The following is a 16,704-nucleotide window of genomic DNA, read 5'->3' as shown; positions in this document are numbered from 1 at the left end:
TCGTCAAAAGCCATGACAGCCACCGCGCAATCTTCAAGTCTGAATGCGCTCAGTTATGTGCAAACCAAAGTTGTTCCTTTGCGGCCGGATCACCTCGAGCGCAACCGCATTGTGGCGTACAACAAGAACTCGAATATGGGCGGGGCTTTCGATCTGCTGCGTACGCAAGTTCTCAAAGTCATGGAGGAAAATGGCTGGCGCACGCTCGCCATCACCTCTCCGACACCGGAGGCCGGCAAGACGGTACTGGCGATCAACCTGGCCATGAGCATCGCTCATCACACCACCAAAACGGCATTGCTGGTGGATTTCGACTTGCGCCGTCCGACCGTGGGTGCCTGCCTGGGGCTGTCGATGGAGAAGTCGCTCAATGAATACCTGGTCGATGAAGCGGAGCTGCAAGAGGTTCTGGTCAACCCGACCTTGCCGCGCTTTGTAGTTCTGCCGACCCGCAAGGCGATCCCTCTTTCCACCGAGGTGCTGTCATCGCCCAAAGTGAGCCACTTGATCAGTGACCTACGCGAACGCTACAACTCACGAATCGTGATTTTCGATTTGCCGCCCATCTTGAGTTCGGACGATGTCATTACCGTCCTGCCTAAATTCGACTGCGTCCTGCTCGTGGTCGCCAACGGCATGAACAACCGGAAAGAGATCGAGGAAAGCCTTCATCATCTGGGGACAGCCAATCTGATCGGCACCGTGCTGAACAAAGCAGAGCCGCAAAACCGCTCGTACTACTAGCGCATTATCCTCAAGCGGTCGGCGCCATTGGCGAGCGCCGACTTCAGTGCCAGGGGTGTTTCTTTTCCCAGCTCCAGGCGTGCGTCACGATCTGTTCCAGCGAGGCAAATTGCGGTTGCCAGCCAAGTAGCGAGCAGGCTCTTTGGGGATCGGCCACAAGGCGTGGTGGATCACCCGCACGGCGCGGCGCATCGCTGACAGAGATGTCCTGACCGGTCACGCGGCGCGCAGTGTCTATCACTTCCTGTACCGAGAACCCTTGGCCGTTACCGAGGTTGAATGCCGTGCTTGCGCCACCGGCCAACAGGTAATCCACGGCCAGTGCGTGAGCGGCGGCCAGATCGGTAACGTGGACGTAGTCGCGAATGCACGTGCCGTCTGGCGTGTCGTAATCGCGGCCATAGACGGTGATGCTCGCTCGCCGGCCGGAGGCGGCTTGCAGGATCAATGGCAGCAGGTGGGTTTCCGGTTCATGGCGTTCACCCAGCTGCCCTTCAGGGTCTGCTCCGGCGGCGTTGAAGTAGCGCAGGCAAACCGACTTCAGCCCGTACGCGCGATCGAAATCTTCAAGCATCTGTTCCACCATCCATTTGCTGCGACCATAAGGATTGATCGCCGCCTTGGGATGTTCTTCGTCGATCGGCACATACACCGGGTCGCCGTAGACAGCGGCGGTCGAGGAAAAGATGAAGTGCTTGACGTTCGCGCGAACCATGGCTTGTAGCAGTGTCAGGGTAGCGGCCAGGTTGTTCTGGTAATACTTGGCCGGTTCAGTGACGGATTCGCCGACCTGGATGAACGAGGCGAAGTGGAACACGGCGTCGAAGCGGTGTGCGGCAAACAAGGTGTCCAGGGCTTGCGCGTCGGCAATGTCCAGTTCAACCAGTTTTCCGCCGGTCAAGGCGTCGCGATACCCCGTGGAAAAATTGTCGGCCACCACCAGTTCGTGACCTGCACGCAGCAGATGCTTGACCATGTGCGAGCCGATATAACCTGCGCCGCCGACCACCAAAAAATTCATCCTGTCCTCCTGGAAACTGTTGCTGAGCAAACGCGGATTGTACCGTCAGTGAGCAGCGCTTTTTCTCAAAAACAACCAATTGAAGGCCTGCACGCCGTCGAACTTGATCGTGTAGCGTCCGTCAACGTAGGTCGCGGGCAACTTCTTCATTTGCGCCAGCGTGCCTGGTGTGTACAGCGTCAAACCTGGCGGTCCCTGAATGCTGAGCGTGCCTTCGAGCGGCTCGACATAAAAAGGTGTTTTGTCATCGTCTTTGGGGATGGCGCGGGTGCCCAGAGAAATCAGCAGGTCCTGCGACCGAGCGACAGGCGCGGCGTCCAGGCTTTGCACCACCACGCTGGCATTGGCGGTCTTCACTTGAACCCGGATGTTGCCGAGGCTGATCGACTCGCCGCCGATCCAGCCGGTGACAGCCTGGGTGCGTGGCGTATTGATGGTGTAGATGCCTTGTTTCCAGTTGCGCTTCAGTTCACCCGTATCGGTCGTGGATTCGCTGGCATTGGCGTCCAGCAACGATTGGTCAGGGTCATGAAACACCTGCGCATTGCTCGGGATAATGCCCGGCTGCAACCAGGGCAGTTCCGGCGTTTGTGGCATGGCGATTTGCAGCTTGCCTTTCTCCATGGCGGTACGCAGCAAAGCCGAGTTGGCCGGTGAGACGGGTTTGTTGAACAGGGTGTCGGGCGTCGGTGCGAAGACGTAAGTCGTGTTGGCTTCGCTGACGTCGGCGCGGCGATAGAGCAGGGCGGCGGCGGGCAGGGTGGCCAACATTGCGGGATCGTTGTAGGCATGCCAGTTGTCGGCCGTCACCCAGCCGCCGTCGAGCGGCTGCTGGCTATAGGCATATTGCATCAGCGCGTCCCAGCCCTGGTGACTGGCGGTGCCGGCGATATAGAGTGGCAACGAGTGGCGGTCAGGTGTCGGGAACGGTTCGTTGTTCCACTCGGTGACGGTCAGCGGTTTGCCGGTGACCTGGCCGGCGGCAATCCAGTCCACGATGCCTTCGCTGGTGAGCGGATTCTTTTCCAGCTGCCCACCGCCACCGTAGCTGTGCACGTCGATGACGTCGCCGGCCGTCAGGGCCGGCAAGGAACTCAGGCCGTCGCCTCCCCAACTGCTGGTGGTGGCAATCGGTACCTTCACACCCGATGCGCGCAGATGCTGAATCATGTCTGTGTTGAAACTCTGTTCCAGATCGTTGAGGAACAGCTTGGCGGGGCCATGCTCCCACGAACGCCAGGTGAGCCCCGCCGATAGGTTGTGCTGGCTGGCAAAGGCATCGGCCCGGTTCTTGTAGAGCTCCCAGTGCTTGGGGACTCCCTTGTCTCGCAACAGGGCGTTACCAAAGTGTTGAGTGACGTCGTTTTCGTTGGTGATCAGCACGGCGGCGATTGCCGGATCATCTTTATAGGCGAGGCCGGTAAAGGGATTTACATGGGTTATGTAGGCTTCGGTGAAGCGCTTCATTGCCTGCTGGATGGTGATGTTTACATACGCGTAGCCCTTGAGGCTGGCGTTGTTCTGCTCGTTTTTCGGCAGTTCTTCGAAGCCGAAAATGTTGTCTTTCGCCGTAAGGGCTCGCTCGACGTGCATGTCGAGCCATACATAAATGCCTTCGTCTTTCAGGCACTTGATCCACCAGTCGATTTTTTTCAGCGATTCTGCGCTGAGTCGTTGAGTGTCATGCGTCTGGTCGCGGTCGCCAAAAATGTTCGGGCTGACCCAAGGCGAATCATGGTGGTGCAGTCGCACAAGATTGAAGCCCAGCGCCGACAGGCGTTTGGCTTGTTGCTTGATTGCATCGTCGGACGTTCGGAACAACGCATAGGACGTGATGTTGGTGCCCCAGAAGCGCGCCGGGGTGTTGTCCGCGAACATCAATTGTTCGCCGGACGCTTTGACGAAGCCGCGCTTGCCGGCAGGTTTTTCGTTTGCGTTGAGAAAGGACAGATCGACCGGGGAGGTTTTGATGTCGACCTTGTCATCCGGCCAGCTCTTCGGGTCCGTGAGGCCAAAGCGTTCTGTCGAGGTGGGGCCAAGCGTCATGTCACCGGAAATGCTCAAGGTGGCTTTGACATTCTGGCGACCGGGCTTGATTGAATTCTTGTAGAAAAAGGCCCGCACCTCGGATTGACTGCCGGGCTCAAAGTACACACTCGCCAGTGCCGGTTCAAAACGCATCTCGATGCGTCGACCTTGTGCATTGCCCCACGACCAGCCACGGTTACCGGGCAGCAAATCCGGCTTGCCCATCTCTCCGTCGAAAAGCGCAGGGTCGAAATTGAAGGTGATGCCCCCACCCATTACCCCCGACTTCACACTGTGTGCATCCAGGTCAAAGTCCCAGGTCAGCGTCTGTTCGCCTTCCTTCTGAATCTGCGCCGTCAGGTCGAAGTCCAGCGTTTTGTTCTGGCCGGTCAGGGTGTATTTGTAGGGGGAGTTGACCTCGAACCGGCTGACAGAATTCGTCCAGCCCCAGTTGCTCTCCCAGAACTCGAACTTTGAGGCAACGACAGGATTGCCACCGTATACCAGCATGGGCAACCCGGTGAGTTCATCCACGCTGGCGACCCAGTCCGCCGCCCGGGTCGTGAATGGCCAGATCGCAACGCACAGCAAAACCGGGAGCAGCATCGAAGTGCGGCGAAACAAAGTGGTCATTGGCATTACCGGAGTTGGAGGTGGGCACTCGCAGTGACTGCGGTCGAGGTTTGCTTGAGCTTGCGAGCCATCTGGGCATAGGCAACACCTAGCCCGGCCACCGACCAATACACCACGGGGATAAACGTGATGCTGCTGACCGTCACGATAGTCACCATGATCCCGAGCAGTGTCGCCAGGAGCGCGCGTCCGAGCCGGCGCGTCTCATCGTCCTTGTCGGGAAACGAACGCATCGCCTTGCGGATGCCCCGCAGGACAGTGACGAAAAAAGCCACGAACAGAGCCAACCCGATCAACCCGACCTGCAGCGCCACGTTGATGTAGGTGTTCACGATATCGATGATGCCCTGGCCCTGAATCATGGACTGCATTTCCGGCGTGTTGCGGAAGTCGAAAGCGCCGAACAGGGGATTGCGCTGGATAACGATCATTGCGTTATCGAACAAGCGTTGCCGGTACGTGATGTTCTCTACTTCGAGCGTGCCGATAAACGGTAGCAGGTCCAGGATTTTCTGCCCGCCAGGCACGATGGCCAGCAATGGAAGGGCGAGCACGCCGGCGAGCGCCAGCAGTATCAAGCGTTTGGCAGCGCGTCGCCCCGTGGCGATGAACGCTATGATCATGACGACGGCCCCGATCCAGGGGCCACGTGACAGCGGCGCGAACAGTCCGCCAGCCAGCAGGATAGCGCCAAGACGTCGCTGGAGCTTGCTGCGCACACCTTCCTGCAAAAACAGGTACAGGCCGAGAGCCACGCTGACGACAAACCCCAGCGCAATGGCCTGGCCGGTGGTGGCGCTGGCGCGCAACGAACCGCCGCGGCTCAAGTAGCTGGACATTTCCCATTGCATGCCCAGGGCGTCCGTCAGCGCACTGTAGAGCAGCCAGCTCCGGGCAAACTCGAAAAGCCCGATAATGGACAACACCATGGCGGCGAGGACAAAGGCCAACAGGGCGTCCTTGAAGTCGCTGAGGTTTTTCAGGGCCCGGCTGGCAACGTAGTAAGGCAGAAAAGCATCGAAGAACATGTAGACCGTTTGGCGCAACGTGTCGGTGAGTGTGGTTTCGCGCAGCAACAGCAGGCTCGTCAGCGCAAGGCCGCCGGCCAGCAATTTGTCAGGCCAGGTGCGCCCGAAAGGCAAGGTGTCCGCTTGCCTGCGCAGCACGAAAAACGCTGGAAGCAAGACGCACAGAGACAGCAGGCGGATGTGGTTGAGATCAAAGAAATAGTTGATCACGCCGAAGCCGGGAATCTGCGCCGACGCCGGTGGGATGAGAAACAGCAACATGAAGAACAGCGCCACGGGATTGCGCTCGCGTCTTTGTGCGACGGTCAGCACCACAGCGGCGACGGCGGCATACACCCAGAAGCTGTTTGCGAAAAACACCAGCAGGGTCAACACGAACCACAGATTGCGGCGACGTGTGAAGCCGTTGTACGGGATCAGGTCCTTTGCTGGTTGGCGGGCAAGGGTAAAAACCGTGCCGGCAAGAACCAGAATGACGATTAGCGCGCGTATATGCTCAGGCATGAATTCATGAACTTATTGAATGGTGAGCGAAGCATAGTGGATTGCCTGATTGCGGCTATAGTAACGTTCGTGCCACAGCGTCCGGGATTGATGTTATGCCTTCAATTGATTTATCGCCATCGTTGAGCCTGCGCAAGCGAGCGATATTCGCCGGGGCATGGAATCTCGGAGCACTTGTCACCTCTCAAGCCATGCGCCTGGGCGGCAACCTGATCATGGCTCGCCTGCTGATGCCGGAGATGTTCGGCATCATGATCATCGCCACCACCGTTTCGGTGATCCTCCATTTGCTCTCCGATGTCGGCTTGCGCCAAAACATTATCCAGAGCCCGCGAGGTGACGACCCGGTATTTCTCAATACCGTGTGGACCGTGCAGCTTGTGCGCGGTTTTGTCCTGTTTGCCGCAACACTTCTGCTCGCAGGTTTCGCCTGGTTTGCGCAGAGCATCCATCTGTGGTCGCCCGAATCCACCTATGCTGCACCCGAGTTGCCGCTGGTGTTGGCCCTGACCGGTTTGTCCGCGATCATCTATGGTTTTCAGTCGACCAAAGTCGACGTGGCCGTTCGCGCATTTCAGCAGAAGAAAGTCGTGCTCGCCGAGTTTGCGTCGCAGATTGCCGGCCTGCTGGTGATGCTGGTTATCGGTTACTTCACCCGGTCTATCTGGTCGCTGGTGGGGGCGGGTCTGATCTCCGCTCTGGTCAGTACGCTTCTGGGGCATTTCTGGTTTCAGGGCCCGCCTAATCGTCTGCAGTGGGATCGTTCCGCGCTCCAGGAGCTGGTCGTCTTCGGGCGCTGGATATTGTTGTCGTCGGCGGTGGGCGTTTTGGCCATGAATGGCGATCGCATCTGGTTCGGCGGCAGCATGTCGGCCGCCGAACTGGGTGTCTATTCCATTGCCGTGCTGATTCTGGGGGCTATTACACTCGGTGTGCAGAGGCTGGTCGGCGCCGTGGCGTTGCCAGCCTTCGGCGAGGCGGCAAGAAGCAATGACACCGTGCGGCTCCGCGCTTTGTATGACCGCTTCAAACTGATTATCGACATCGCCTTGCTGTTTATCACCGGACTGTTGTGGGTCATCAGCCCACTGATCATCCACTGGTTATACGATGAGCGTTATGCCGAGGCCGGCAGCATGATGGCCATCCTTTCGCTGTCTTTCTTCACCTTGCGCTACGGCGTGGCGCATCAGGCGTGGCTCGCCTTGGGGCTCACGAAGTACCAGGCCATGGATAACATCATTCGTGCCGTCTCGTTATGGGTGTTGCTGCCGCTGCTGCTGGCCCTGGGCGGCGTGAAGTATGCGATTTGGGGTGTTGCGCTGCATACGTTTCCTACACTTGTGCTAATTGTTTATGTGAACTGTCGTGTGGGGCTGTTCGATCTCAAACGCGAGCTTGTTGTGTTGCCGATGTTGCTGGTCGGGGTGTTGTGCGGGGAGTTGGTGCTGGGCATTGCCGAATGGCTTTGATTTGAACGAGGTCACTTGCTGCTTTCACGCCTTGGCGCAACATCATCCTTCGGGGGAGTGATGGGGTTTGATGTGTAGCTGAAAATACAAACGCAATCTTAATGTCGTGGGGCTTTGAATCATGAGTGAACTTGATTTGAATACCTCTGTGATGGGGCGCAGAGATTTCCTCCAGGCGTTTGCAGTATTGAGTCTTGGGGGGATGACATTTGGATTGTCCTCGTTCCTTGCTCCGCCTTCTTCTGAAAAAAACGGGTTTGTCGTGGTCAACGGCTGGGTGTTGCCTGCCCAGTATTTCCGGCAAACGCGCACATGATCAAGGATTACCAATCGCAGAAAGAACTCCGCGAGCGCTATGACTTCTGCATCATCGGTGCCGGGCCGGCCGGCATCACGCTGGCGTTGCGCCTGGCCGGGAATGGTCGGCGCGTGCTGTTGATCGAGGGCGGGGGGCACGAATATTCGCAGCCCTCGCAAACCCTCTACAACTGCACCTCGACAGGCATGAATGTCTACGCCGAACTAACACGCCTGCGCTTTCTTGGCGGCACCTCAAACCACTGGGCGGGGCGTTGCCGTCCTTTCGAGAAGTCAGACTTTGACGTGGCCCCTCCCGTCAATATTCCCGGCTGGCCCATAGCGTTTTCCGAGATCGAGCGTTATCTGCCAGCGGCCATGGCCATCGTGGATCTCCCGTCGGATTCGGGGTTCAAGGCCATCAATGCGTCCATGGATGGCAACGACTTTGTTGCGGATCGTTTTTTGCTGAGCCCGCCGACGCGGTTTGCACAGAAATACGCCAAGGATCTTCAAGAGACCGAGGGGCTCGATGTCTTCATCAATTGCAACTGTGTCGATCTTGAGTTTGATGACAAGACCGGCCGCATCGCCTCCGTCGTTGTGTCGGATTACGACAGGCACCGAGAGCGAGTGACGGCGAAACAGTTCATTCTGGCAACGGGCGCCATCGAGAATGCCAGGCAGCTGATGAACAGCGAATCGCTGGCCTCCGCCGGTGTCGTCAGCAAGGACGGTTTCGTCGGCAGATGTTTCATGGAGCACCTGAATCTCGACCTGGGGACTTTCATCCTGGGAGAGGGGCAGAGTACCGAGCCTCGACAGTACTTCACGAGCGATGCGTTCGTTGCGCAGTTTCAGTCAGGCAAAGGGAATGTGTCTGCTGCGCTTCTGGCGCAAGTGCAGGCCTATGGGCGAGCGGCGGCCGTCAAGGACTTTTTGGAGAACCTCGCCTGCGATGTCGGCCTGGCGCACAAGATCGATTTTATTACCCGCTTCAATTGCCCAGGGGATGGGGTGATTACCACCCTGATCGAACAGTTTCCCAACCGCAACAGCCGCCTCACTTTGCTTGAGGAGCGCGATGCATTGGGGATGCGCAAGGTCAACATCCATTGGGAGCTGGCCCCCGAAGACAGGCATACCATCAAGTCCATAGGATTGGAGGTGGCCAAGTGTTTTGCCGAAACGGGACTGGGCTTCGTCAAGCTGGATGAGTACGTGTATGACGCCGCTGTGCCACTGAAAGTGGCGCCCCACGCGCATCATATGGGGACTACACGGATGGCCTCGACGCCTGAGTCCGGCGTGGTCGACGAGAACTGCAAAGTATTCGGCACTGACAATCTTTACGTCGCGGGCAGCAGCGTTTTCGCTACAGCCGGTGCAAGCAATCCGACCATGCCGCTTATACAGCTTGCCCTGAGGCTGGCAGATCACCTTAATCATCAAGGGGGGCCGGCGAGCAGATATTCCTGATACTACAATCAAAAAAACCGGGGTGAATCTGGCTCTGGCACGGACGAGAATCGCAGGATTTGTGAGGCTGACAGGATGATAGGGCTGGCAAGGCGTGCTGTAAGTTATTACGTCAACAAAACGGGGCGGGGACGCTGGCTCTTTAAACGATTTTGTAATCCTGACGGGTTCGAGTGGGCTCGATATCTGGCGCGCTGGGGATCGCTGCATTCTGTCGGCAGCAATGTGTGGATCAATGTCGGGTGCAATATCGCTGACCCTTCGCTGGTGCGCCTGGGCAACAACATCGCTTTATCGGACTGCACGCTGTTCTGTCACGATGGAGCCGTTTTCTTCTCCACTCTCTACAACGTAAAACTTGATTCTGTCGGCCCGGTCGACATCCGTGACAACTGTTTTATCGGGCATGGTGCGATCATCATGCCGTGCGTGACTATAGGGCCGGGTTCAATAGTCGCCGCAGGTGCTGTTGTCAGGAAGGATGTCCCGCCGGGTGTCGTGGTCGGGGGCAATCCGGCGAGAGTTTTTTGTACCGTCGAAGAGCTGATGAAAAAATTCGAGTCGCGTTGCAACGACTATCCGTGGATGGACGTGATCAGAGAGCGCAGCGGTTCCTATGATCCAGGTTTGGAGTCGGAGCTTACGGAAATGCGAGTGCAGTACTTTTTTGGCGAGCCACCAAAATGAGCCATACCGCCCTTGATGTACTGGTGGTCAACTACAACACCGAGAAGCTGTTGCAGCCCATGTTTGACGCATTGCGCCAGCCCAACAGTGCGGAGCCCACGCGCTATCTGGTCGTGGACAATGCCTCGGCCGATAAATCCCTGGAGCGCCTGGAAAGCGTTTGTCCGGAAGCGTTGCTGCTGGCCAATGAAAAAAACGTGGGTTTTGGTCGTGCCAACAATCAACTGGTTGAGCACCTGCAGGGCAAGTACGCCTTGCTCATCAACACCGATGCTTTCGTTGCCGCAGACACCCTGAACAAGACGCTCGATTACATGGAAGCTCATCCGGATTGCGGTGTCCTCGGGGTTCGACTGGTTGGACGAGAGGGGGATCTGCAGCCCTCGTGTCGCTATTTTCCGACGCCATTGAACGTCTTCCTTTCGCGTACCGGGCTTGAACGTTTTTTTCCGGTGGTGAAAAGGGTCGACGACATGGAATGGGATCACGCCTCGGTCCGAGAGTGCGACTGGGTCCCTGGCTGCTATTACCTGATCCGCCGTGAAGTCATCGACCAGGTGGGCTTGTTCGATCCGCGCTACTTCCTTTATTACGAGGAGGTCGATCACTGCAAACGCGTCAAGCAGGCCGGCTGGAAGGTGGTTTTCTACCCGGACACCACGGTGGTGCATATCGGCGGAGAAAGTGCCAAGACGGTCGTCGAGCTCAATGCGGTGAGTCGACAGATACCCAAAATGCAGATCGAAAGCGAGCTGTTGTATTTCCGCAAGCACCACGGTCTGTCTGGCCTGGTGTTGCATATGTTTCTGGTGTGCCTGGGTGATCTGATTCTGGCGCTCAAGGCAATATTGAAAGGTCGTGGCCGAGCCGCCGTCGGCGCATGCTGGCAACATGCGCGTGCCACCTGGGCGCTGCTGCGCGAGACCAAATTCGCTACCCAACCAACACGGTAGAACCCTCATGTTCGAAAACATACGTGCGGACTTGCGTGCATACGCGGGTGATTGGGGGGCTCAGGGTTTCTGGGTGATGCTGGTTTATCGCTTCGGCCGCTGGCGCTACGGCGTGCGGCCGGCATTGTTGCGCAAGCTGCTCTCCCTTATTTACAAAGTGCTCTACAAACTGGTGCAGATCCTTACGGGTATCGAGCTGCCCTGTGAAGTCGTGGTCGGACGCAACTTTGTCATCGATCACTTCGGCGGCATCATCATCAGTGGGTATGCACAGTTCGGCGATGATTGCCGGATCCGCAATGGCGTGGTCGTGGGCCTGAAGAATGTGAATGAACCGATCGCCCCGGTGATCGGCAATAACGTTGATATCGGCACCGGGGCCAAGGTGCTGGGCAATATCCGCATTGGTAACAATGTCGTGATTGGTGCCAATGCCGTGGTGCTGACCGATGTACCGGATGACTCGGTGGCAGTGGGTGTACCCGCGATTATCAAGAGAAGGCAGCCGGCAGAAGCAACAGCAAGCTCCATGGACACATCCGACTGCGACGCCAAGTGAACCCCATGGCGATCGGCATGGGTGTCGTTGTTATCGGTCGCAACGAAGGCCTGCGGCTTGAGCGTTGCCTGGCTTCGCTGGTCGGCGCGGCGGAGCAGGTGGTCTATGTCGATTCTGGATCGACGGACGATTCGGTGCAGATGGCCAAGGCGCTCGGGGTCGAGGTGGTCGAGCTGGATATGTCGATCCCGTTTACGGCGGCCCGCGCGCGCAATGAAGGGTTTGCCCGCCTGCAACGTCTGCTGCCGGCGATGCGTTACGTACAGTTTGTCGACGGTGATTGCGAGGTTGTCGAAGGCTGGTTGTCCCGGGCACAGGCCTTTCTCGATACCCGGTCTGAGGTGGCGGTGGTCTGTGGACGGCGCCGCGAACGGTTTCCGCAGCGCTCGATTTACAACTTGTTGTGCGACCTGGAATGGGACACGCCGATAGGCGAGGCCAAGGCCTGTGGTGGCGATGCGTTGATGCGGGCGGATGCCTTCGCCGCAGCGTCGGGGTTTCGAGCGGACCTGATCGCCGGGGAAGAACCCGAATTGTGTGTGCGCCTGCGGGCGAATGGATGGAAGGTCTGGCGTCTGGCTGAGGAAATGACTTTGCACGATGCGGCCATGACCCGCTTCGGCCAGTGGTGGCGGCGTACATTACGCGGTGGCCATGCCTTCGCCGAAGGTGCTTTTTTGCATGGGGCTGCACCGGAGAAACATTGGCTACGGGAGTCGCGTCGTGCCTGGTTCTGGGGCTTGGGTGTGCCGCTGGCGACGGTGATCGCCATGTTGATGCTGGGCTGGTCAGGGCTGCTTCTGCTGCTGGTCTACCCTTTGCAAGTCGTGCGCCTGGCTCGCCGGGGCGGTAGATCACCGCGCGAAAACTGGTTGCTGGCTCTATTCCTCGTGCTGGGAAAATTTCCCGAAATGCTCGGACAAGCCAAGTTTCTTCTGAACAGATTCGGCACCGGCAAAACCGCGTTGATCGAATACAAGTGAGACGTCCATGAATAATTGGCTGCTATTGAAAAACGTGTTTTCCCTGCACGCGGGCTATTCGTTAAGAGCCCTGAAAAACAAGCTTGAGTTATTGGTTTTGATTGGACAGAACTGGTCGGGGCTCAATGTGTTTCTGGGGCGCATGTCGAACGCCCTGGGCAAGTCCGGTGTCGAGAAGTTGGGGGGCGATTGTGTCGGTGTCGTTCATTGGCCCTACATCAGTAAAAACTGGAACGCTCAGGACAGACTGGGTGTGTTGGCTTCGCATTACGAGGTCATCACCAAAAGCTGCCCGCAATTATTGCTGTTCGGGCGAAGTGAAAGTCTGGTGTTGAGTGACTTGTCGGCATTCTCCGCGGGTTGTTTCCTTGTGCTGGATCGCCCGACGTGGTTCATGCGGGAAGGGGAGCTGGTACTGAATCTGTTTCAGGGGGATCTGCGCATCGCATCCATCGCGTTCACCTTGTGCCGCACGGACACTGAGTTATGTATTTTCATCGGCGCCGTTCAAGGGATACACAAAGGCGTGGAGAGTGATCTGTCGTTGAGCATCTACAGGGACCTGACAAAAGACTTTGAAGGGTTGCGGCCAAGAAGCTTTCTGATCGAAGTGATCAAATACCTGGCCATTAACCTCGGCGTTGAAAAAATCTATGCAGTGGGGGATGGCTATCGCCACCATCGTCATCCGTATTTCGGTACTGAAAAGGCTCAGGAGCTGGCGGCAAATTACGACGTGATCTGGTTGGAGCACGGCGCGACGCCTTCGGAGCGCGAAGATTTTTTTGAGATTCCGATGGAGCCGTCCAGAAAGCCGCTCGACAGTATCGCTTCAAAAAAACGTGCCATGTACCGCCGGCGCTACGAGCTTCTGGATGACACGTTCAGAAGGATAGACAGCGTGTTGTCAGCCAGTTACAGCAAACAGCGTGACGCCTCTGATCACCGTGCGACTGTGGAATCACCGGCAGCAATAACCCTCCGCAACGACCACTAAGCCTGGGTTCCTATGCGCATTGCTTATTTCATCAATCAGTACCCCAAAGTCAGCCATAGCTTCATTCGTCGCGAGATTCTGGCGGTGGAACGTCAGGGTTTTGAGGTCCAGCGTATCGCGCTGCGTGGCTGGGATGCCGAGTTGGTGGATGCCGAGGACGTGTCCGAACGCGATAAAACCCGGTTTGTCCTGCAGGATGGAATAAAAGGGCTGTTGGGGCCCGCGCTACAGGTACTGCGCGCCCAGCCACGACGCTTCTTTTCGACACTGTGGCTGGCGCTACGCATGGGTTTGCGTGCTGATCGCGCCTGGCCGTATCACGTGGTTTATTTACTCGAAGCCTGTCGCTTGCTGACCTGGTTGCAGGCGTTCGGCGCCAGGCATGTGCATGCGCATTTCGGCACTAACTCCACCGAGGTGGTGATGCTGGCCAACGCACTCGGCGGGCCAGCGTACAGTTTTACCGTGCACGGCCCCGAAGAGTTCGACAAACCGCAGTTCATTCATCTGGGCGAGAAAGTACGGCGAGCGGCGTTTGTCGTGGCCATCAGTTCTTATGGCCGCAGCCAGTTGTTTCGCTGGGTGGATCATTCGCACTGGGCAAAAGTAAACGTGGTGCATTGCGGCCTGGAGCGCAGCTTTCACGACGTGACGCCCGTGGCCGTGCCTTCCGTGCCGCGTCTGGTTTGCGTCGGTCGCTTGTGTGAGCAAAAGGGCCAGTTGCTGTTACTGGAAGCCGCGCGCATCCTCGCCGCGCAAGACGTGGAGTTCGAGATCGTACTGGCCGGCGACGGGGAAATGCGTGAGCAAATCGAAGCCTTGACTACACAGTATGGCTTGCAGTCGAAGGTTCGCATTACCGGCTGGATCAGCAGCGACCAGGTGCGCACGGAAATTCTTGCCGCACGAGCCCTGGTATTGCCCAGTTTTGCCGAAGGTTTGCCGGTGGTCATCATGGAAGCCATGGCGTTGCGCCGACCGGTGTTGACGACCTACGTGGCGGGCATTCCCGAGCTGGTGCGCCAGGGTGAGAACGGCTGGCTGTTTCCCGCGGGCGAAGTGGAGGAGCTGGCAGCGGCGATGGCGGACTGCCTCGCGCAACCTGTCGAGGTGTTGCAGCGGATGGGCGAAGCGGCCCGGCAGCGGGTGGTGGAACGACACGACATCGATACCGAAGCAGCCCGGCTGGCTGATTTATTCAAGGCACAAGCATGATCACGTTATTGGGTTGGCTGTTCAGCGCGCTGCTAGTGCTCATCATCCTGCCGGTGCTGGTGTTGTTTGCCCAGGTGCTGCTGGCGTGTCTACCTGCGCGGTCACGTTCGTCGACACCAGGGCCGCGCCCCCGGTTAGCGGTGCTGGTGCCGGCGCACAATGAATCCTCGCTCATCGTTGCGACGCTCCACAGCATTCTGCCGCAGTTGGTAGAAGGTGATCGCCTGTTGGTGGTGGCGGACAACTGTTCTGACGACACCGCGGCGCTGGCCCGTGCGGCGGGTGCCGAGGTGGTGGAACGCAGCCATGAGCAGCAGCGTGGCAAGGGCTATGCGCTGGACTTTGGGGTGCGTCATCTGGCGAGCGATGCGCCGGAGGTCATGATCATCGTCGATGCAGATTGCCTGGCGAGTGACGGCTCGATAGAGCGTTTGGCGATGTGCTGCATCCACTCGGGGCGGCCAGCACAGGCACTGTATTTAATGCATGCTCCAGCGGGTTCCGGGCTGAAAGTGCAGCTTGCCGAATTTGCCTGGTGTGTGAAAAACCGGGTGCGATCGCAGGGTTGGGCCCGGCTTGGCCTGCCTTGTTCACTAATGGGCTCGGGGATGGCTTTCGTCTGGAAGGACCTGGCTTTGATCGATCTCGCCAGCGGCCATATCGTTGAAGATCTGAAGATGGGCCTGGATTTCTGCCGAAGCGGCAAGCCGCCCTTGTTTTGCCCCGATGCGCTGGTGAGCAGTTATTTTCCGCGCAGTGATGAAGGCTTGAGTACTCAGCGCAAGCGTTGGGAACACGGCCATCTGGGAGTCATTCTGGGTGATGCGCCAAAGTTGATGGTGGAGGCGATCAGCCGGGGTAACGGAGGTCTGTTGGCGATGACGCTGGATTTGTTGGTGCCACCGCTGGCCTTGCTGACGTTGCTTCTGAGCGTAGTTTTTACCCTGTCATGGCTGGCATTTTTGCTGGGCGCAGCCTTGGCGCCCGCGTTGATCTCCTCGGTCGGGATGGTCCTGTTGGGCGGGGCTGTCCTGCTGGCCTGGAGCCGGTTCGGTCGTGGGATCATCCCTTTTTCAACCTTGTTGTATGCGCCGTTCTACGCATTGAAAAAAATCCCCCTGTACATCGGCTTTGTGCTCAAGCGACAAGTCGAATGGGTGCGTTCGAAGAGAGATGACAATTAATGCACGCATTGTCCTGGCAACAGCGCTGGCAATCGATTACCCGCAAGCTCAGGGTGATCAGCGACCTTGATGATGAACAACGATTGATTGAGGCGTTGTCCCGACCTGACACGACGACAGTGCTCGGATTCGCCAATGCCCATGCCATGAACCTGGTGGCAGCCAATACCGATTACCATCACGCGCTGCTGTCAGCGGACGTGTTGCTGCGCGATGGCTCCGGCCTGGCCATCCTGTTTCGCCGTCTCGGTCTGGAACCGGGGCTGAATATGAATGGCACCGATTTCATCCCCAAATTGCTGGCTGCGTACAAGGGCCGGCGCGTGGCTTTCTGGGGCACTGAAGAGCCTTTTCTCACCCAGGCAGTGCGGCGCAGCGAAGCGCAGTTTGCGGTCAATGTCGTCTCGGCTCACCACGGCTTCGCGCCGGTGGATACCTACATCAACCTCGCGCGGGAGTTACAGCCGGAACTGGTGGTGCTGGGGATGGGCATGCCCAAGCAAGAAGCCGTTGCTGCAAGGCTGGCCGACAGCGGCGTGCCCTGTCTTGTCGTGTGCGGCGGGGCGATTCTGGACTTTCTCGGCGGCAAGGTGACTCGCGCTCCACAATGGGTGCGTCGTCTCGGCTGTGAATGGGTGTTCAGACTCATCGCTGAGCCAAAGCGACTTTTTCGTCGTTATGTGATGGGTAATCCGCTGTTTCTGTTACGTACTTTGATCTTCAGGCAAGCCTGACGCAGGCGCTCTTTTGATACCCTGCTCAAGCTTTTCCGGCGCCATAAAAACAGCGACTGAAATATCTTGCAAAACTTCGGCGTTGCACCTTTACTCAGGTTGAAGTTTCGACTTGACGGGTGTGCTTTGGGCTGTTTGCTTCATTAAGATTGGCGTCAACAAAATGCTGTCAGGCCATCTTGAATT

The 16,704-nt window shown here is 57.8% G+C and carries 15 protein-coding genes; 12 read left to right on the top strand and 3 right to left on the bottom strand.

Annotated elements, in window-relative coordinates; all coding sequences use genetic code 11:
* Nucleotides 1-12: 12 nt before the first annotated feature.
* Entirely contained in the window at nucleotides 13-744 is a 732-nt protein-coding gene (locus PMI01S_RS23775) for a CpsD/CapB family tyrosine-protein kinase (protein WP_235864468.1), read from the top strand.
* A 43-nt stretch (nucleotides 745-787) separates the two neighbouring features.
* Here PMI01S_RS23775 and galE read toward each other — a convergent pair whose 3' ends face one another.
* From galE to PMI01S_RS23760, 3 genes are read right to left on the bottom strand one after another with little or no spacing between them, the layout of a single operon-like run.
* Nucleotides 788-1,765 carry a UDP-glucose 4-epimerase GalE gene (gene galE, locus PMI01S_RS23770; RefSeq protein WP_084322586.1) on the bottom strand — a complete coding sequence of 326 codons (978 nt, stop codon included), beginning with the start codon at nucleotides 1,763-1,765 and terminating at the stop codon, nucleotides 788-790.
* A gap of 45 nt (nucleotides 1,766-1,810) precedes the next feature.
* On the bottom strand, nucleotides 1,811-4,426 hold the full coding sequence (locus PMI01S_RS23765) for a glycoside hydrolase family 5 protein (protein ID WP_174602686.1): 2,616 nt from the start codon (nucleotides 4,424-4,426) through the stop codon (nucleotides 1,811-1,813).
* Nucleotides 4,427-4,431: 5 nt separating this feature from the next.
* A complete protein-coding gene (locus tag PMI01S_RS23760) occupies nucleotides 4,432-5,958 on the bottom strand; it encodes an O-antigen ligase family protein (RefSeq protein ID WP_084322584.1) in 1,527 nt (508 codons plus the stop codon).
* A 95-nt stretch (nucleotides 5,959-6,053) separates the two neighbouring features.
* Here PMI01S_RS23760 and PMI01S_RS23755 point away from each other — a divergent pair, with 95 nt between their 5' ends.
* The 11 genes from PMI01S_RS23755 to PMI01S_RS23705 all read left to right on the top strand — a co-directional run bounded on the left by PMI01S_RS23755 (nucleotide 6,054) and on the right by PMI01S_RS23705 (nucleotide 16,518).
* The gene (locus tag PMI01S_RS23755) at nucleotides 6,054-7,430 is read left to right on the top strand and encodes an oligosaccharide flippase family protein (RefSeq protein WP_084322583.1); all 1,377 of its coding nucleotides are present in this window, start codon (nucleotides 6,054-6,056) and stop codon (nucleotides 7,428-7,430) included.
* A 121-nt stretch (nucleotides 7,431-7,551) separates the two neighbouring features.
* A complete protein-coding gene (locus PMI01S_RS23750) occupies nucleotides 7,552-7,746 on the top strand; it encodes a hypothetical protein (RefSeq protein WP_084322582.1) in 195 nt (64 codons plus the stop codon).
* Entirely contained in the window at nucleotides 7,743-9,206 is a 1,464-nt protein-coding gene (locus PMI01S_RS23745; RefSeq protein ID WP_084322581.1) for a GMC oxidoreductase, read from the top strand. The genes PMI01S_RS23750 and PMI01S_RS23745 overlap by 4 nt, the downstream gene beginning before the upstream one ends.
* Nucleotides 9,207-9,281: 75 nt before the next feature.
* On the top strand, nucleotides 9,282-9,893 hold the full coding sequence (locus PMI01S_RS23740) for an acyltransferase (protein ID WP_084322580.1): 612 nt from the start codon (nucleotides 9,282-9,284) through the stop codon (nucleotides 9,891-9,893).
* A complete protein-coding gene (locus tag PMI01S_RS23735; RefSeq protein WP_084322579.1) occupies nucleotides 9,890-10,846 on the top strand; it encodes a glycosyltransferase family 2 protein in 957 nt (318 codons plus the stop codon). Before PMI01S_RS23740 ends, PMI01S_RS23735 begins: the two co-directional genes overlap by 4 nt.
* 7 nt (nucleotides 10,847-10,853) lie before the next feature.
* Nucleotides 10,854-11,405: a serine O-acetyltransferase gene (locus PMI01S_RS23730; protein ID WP_084322578.1), complete on the top strand. Its 552-nt coding sequence runs from the start codon at nucleotides 10,854-10,856 to the stop codon at nucleotides 11,403-11,405.
* A 5-nt stretch (nucleotides 11,406-11,410) separates the two neighbouring features.
* Nucleotides 11,411-12,388 carry a glycosyltransferase family 2 protein gene (locus PMI01S_RS23725; protein ID WP_084322577.1) on the top strand — a complete coding sequence of 326 codons (978 nt, stop codon included), beginning with the start codon at nucleotides 11,411-11,413 and terminating at the stop codon, nucleotides 12,386-12,388.
* A gap of 7 nt (nucleotides 12,389-12,395) precedes the next feature.
* Nucleotides 12,396-13,385 carry a DUF535 family protein gene (locus PMI01S_RS23720; RefSeq protein ID WP_084322576.1) on the top strand — a complete coding sequence of 330 codons (990 nt, stop codon included), beginning with the start codon at nucleotides 12,396-12,398 and terminating at the stop codon, nucleotides 13,383-13,385.
* A gap of 12 nt (nucleotides 13,386-13,397) precedes the next feature.
* Nucleotides 13,398-14,600 carry a glycosyltransferase gene (locus tag PMI01S_RS23715; protein WP_084322575.1) on the top strand — a complete coding sequence of 401 codons (1,203 nt, stop codon included), beginning with the start codon at nucleotides 13,398-13,400 and terminating at the stop codon, nucleotides 14,598-14,600.
* Entirely contained in the window at nucleotides 14,597-15,784 is a 1,188-nt protein-coding gene (locus tag PMI01S_RS23710) for a glycosyltransferase family 2 protein (RefSeq protein WP_084322574.1), read from the top strand. The genes PMI01S_RS23715 and PMI01S_RS23710 overlap by 4 nt, the downstream gene beginning before the upstream one ends.
* A complete protein-coding gene (locus PMI01S_RS23705; RefSeq protein WP_084322573.1) occupies nucleotides 15,784-16,518 on the top strand; it encodes a WecB/TagA/CpsF family glycosyltransferase in 735 nt (244 codons plus the stop codon). Before PMI01S_RS23710 ends, PMI01S_RS23705 begins: the two co-directional genes overlap by 1 nt.
* Nucleotides 16,519-16,704: the final 186 nt, after the last annotated feature.

The organism is Pseudomonas migulae NBRC 103157 (assembly GCF_002091715.1).
Lineage (GTDB): Bacteria > Pseudomonadota > Gammaproteobacteria > Pseudomonadales > Pseudomonadaceae > Aquipseudomonas > Aquipseudomonas migulae_A.
This window is presented reverse-complemented; position numbering and strand designations above follow the sequence as displayed.

Excerpts from the sequence above, each read along its gene's own strand:
- PMI01S_RS23775 (WP_235864468.1), top strand. The coding sequence starts at position 13 with ATGACAGCCACCGCGCAATCTTCAAGTCTGAATGCGCTCAGTTATGTG.
- galE (WP_084322586.1), bottom strand. The coding sequence starts at position 1,765 with ATGAATTTTTTGGTGGTCGGCGGCGCAGGTTATATCGGCTCGCACATG.
- PMI01S_RS23765 (WP_174602686.1), bottom strand. The coding sequence starts at position 4,426 with ATGACCACTTTGTTTCGCCGCACTTCGATGCTGCTCCCGGTTTTGCTG.
- PMI01S_RS23760 (WP_084322584.1), bottom strand. The coding sequence starts at position 5,958 with ATGCCTGAGCATATACGCGCGCTAATCGTCATTCTGGTTCTTGCCGGC.
- PMI01S_RS23755 (WP_084322583.1), top strand. The coding sequence starts at position 6,054 with ATGCCTTCAATTGATTTATCGCCATCGTTGAGCCTGCGCAAGCGAGCG.
- PMI01S_RS23750 (WP_084322582.1), top strand. The coding sequence starts at position 7,552 with ATGAGTGAACTTGATTTGAATACCTCTGTGATGGGGCGCAGAGATTTC.
- PMI01S_RS23745 (WP_084322581.1), top strand. The coding sequence starts at position 7,743 with ATGATCAAGGATTACCAATCGCAGAAAGAACTCCGCGAGCGCTATGAC.
- PMI01S_RS23740 (WP_084322580.1), top strand. The coding sequence starts at position 9,282 with ATGATAGGGCTGGCAAGGCGTGCTGTAAGTTATTACGTCAACAAAACG.
- PMI01S_RS23735 (WP_084322579.1), top strand. The coding sequence starts at position 9,890 with ATGAGCCATACCGCCCTTGATGTACTGGTGGTCAACTACAACACCGAG.
- PMI01S_RS23730 (WP_084322578.1), top strand. The coding sequence starts at position 10,854 with ATGTTCGAAAACATACGTGCGGACTTGCGTGCATACGCGGGTGATTGG.
- PMI01S_RS23725 (WP_084322577.1), top strand. The coding sequence starts at position 11,411 with ATGGCGATCGGCATGGGTGTCGTTGTTATCGGTCGCAACGAAGGCCTG.
- PMI01S_RS23720 (WP_084322576.1), top strand. The coding sequence starts at position 12,396 with ATGAATAATTGGCTGCTATTGAAAAACGTGTTTTCCCTGCACGCGGGC.
- PMI01S_RS23715 (WP_084322575.1), top strand. The coding sequence starts at position 13,398 with ATGCGCATTGCTTATTTCATCAATCAGTACCCCAAAGTCAGCCATAGC.
- PMI01S_RS23710 (WP_084322574.1), top strand. The coding sequence starts at position 14,597 with ATGATCACGTTATTGGGTTGGCTGTTCAGCGCGCTGCTAGTGCTCATC.
- PMI01S_RS23705 (WP_084322573.1), top strand. The coding sequence starts at position 15,784 with ATGCACGCATTGTCCTGGCAACAGCGCTGGCAATCGATTACCCGCAAG.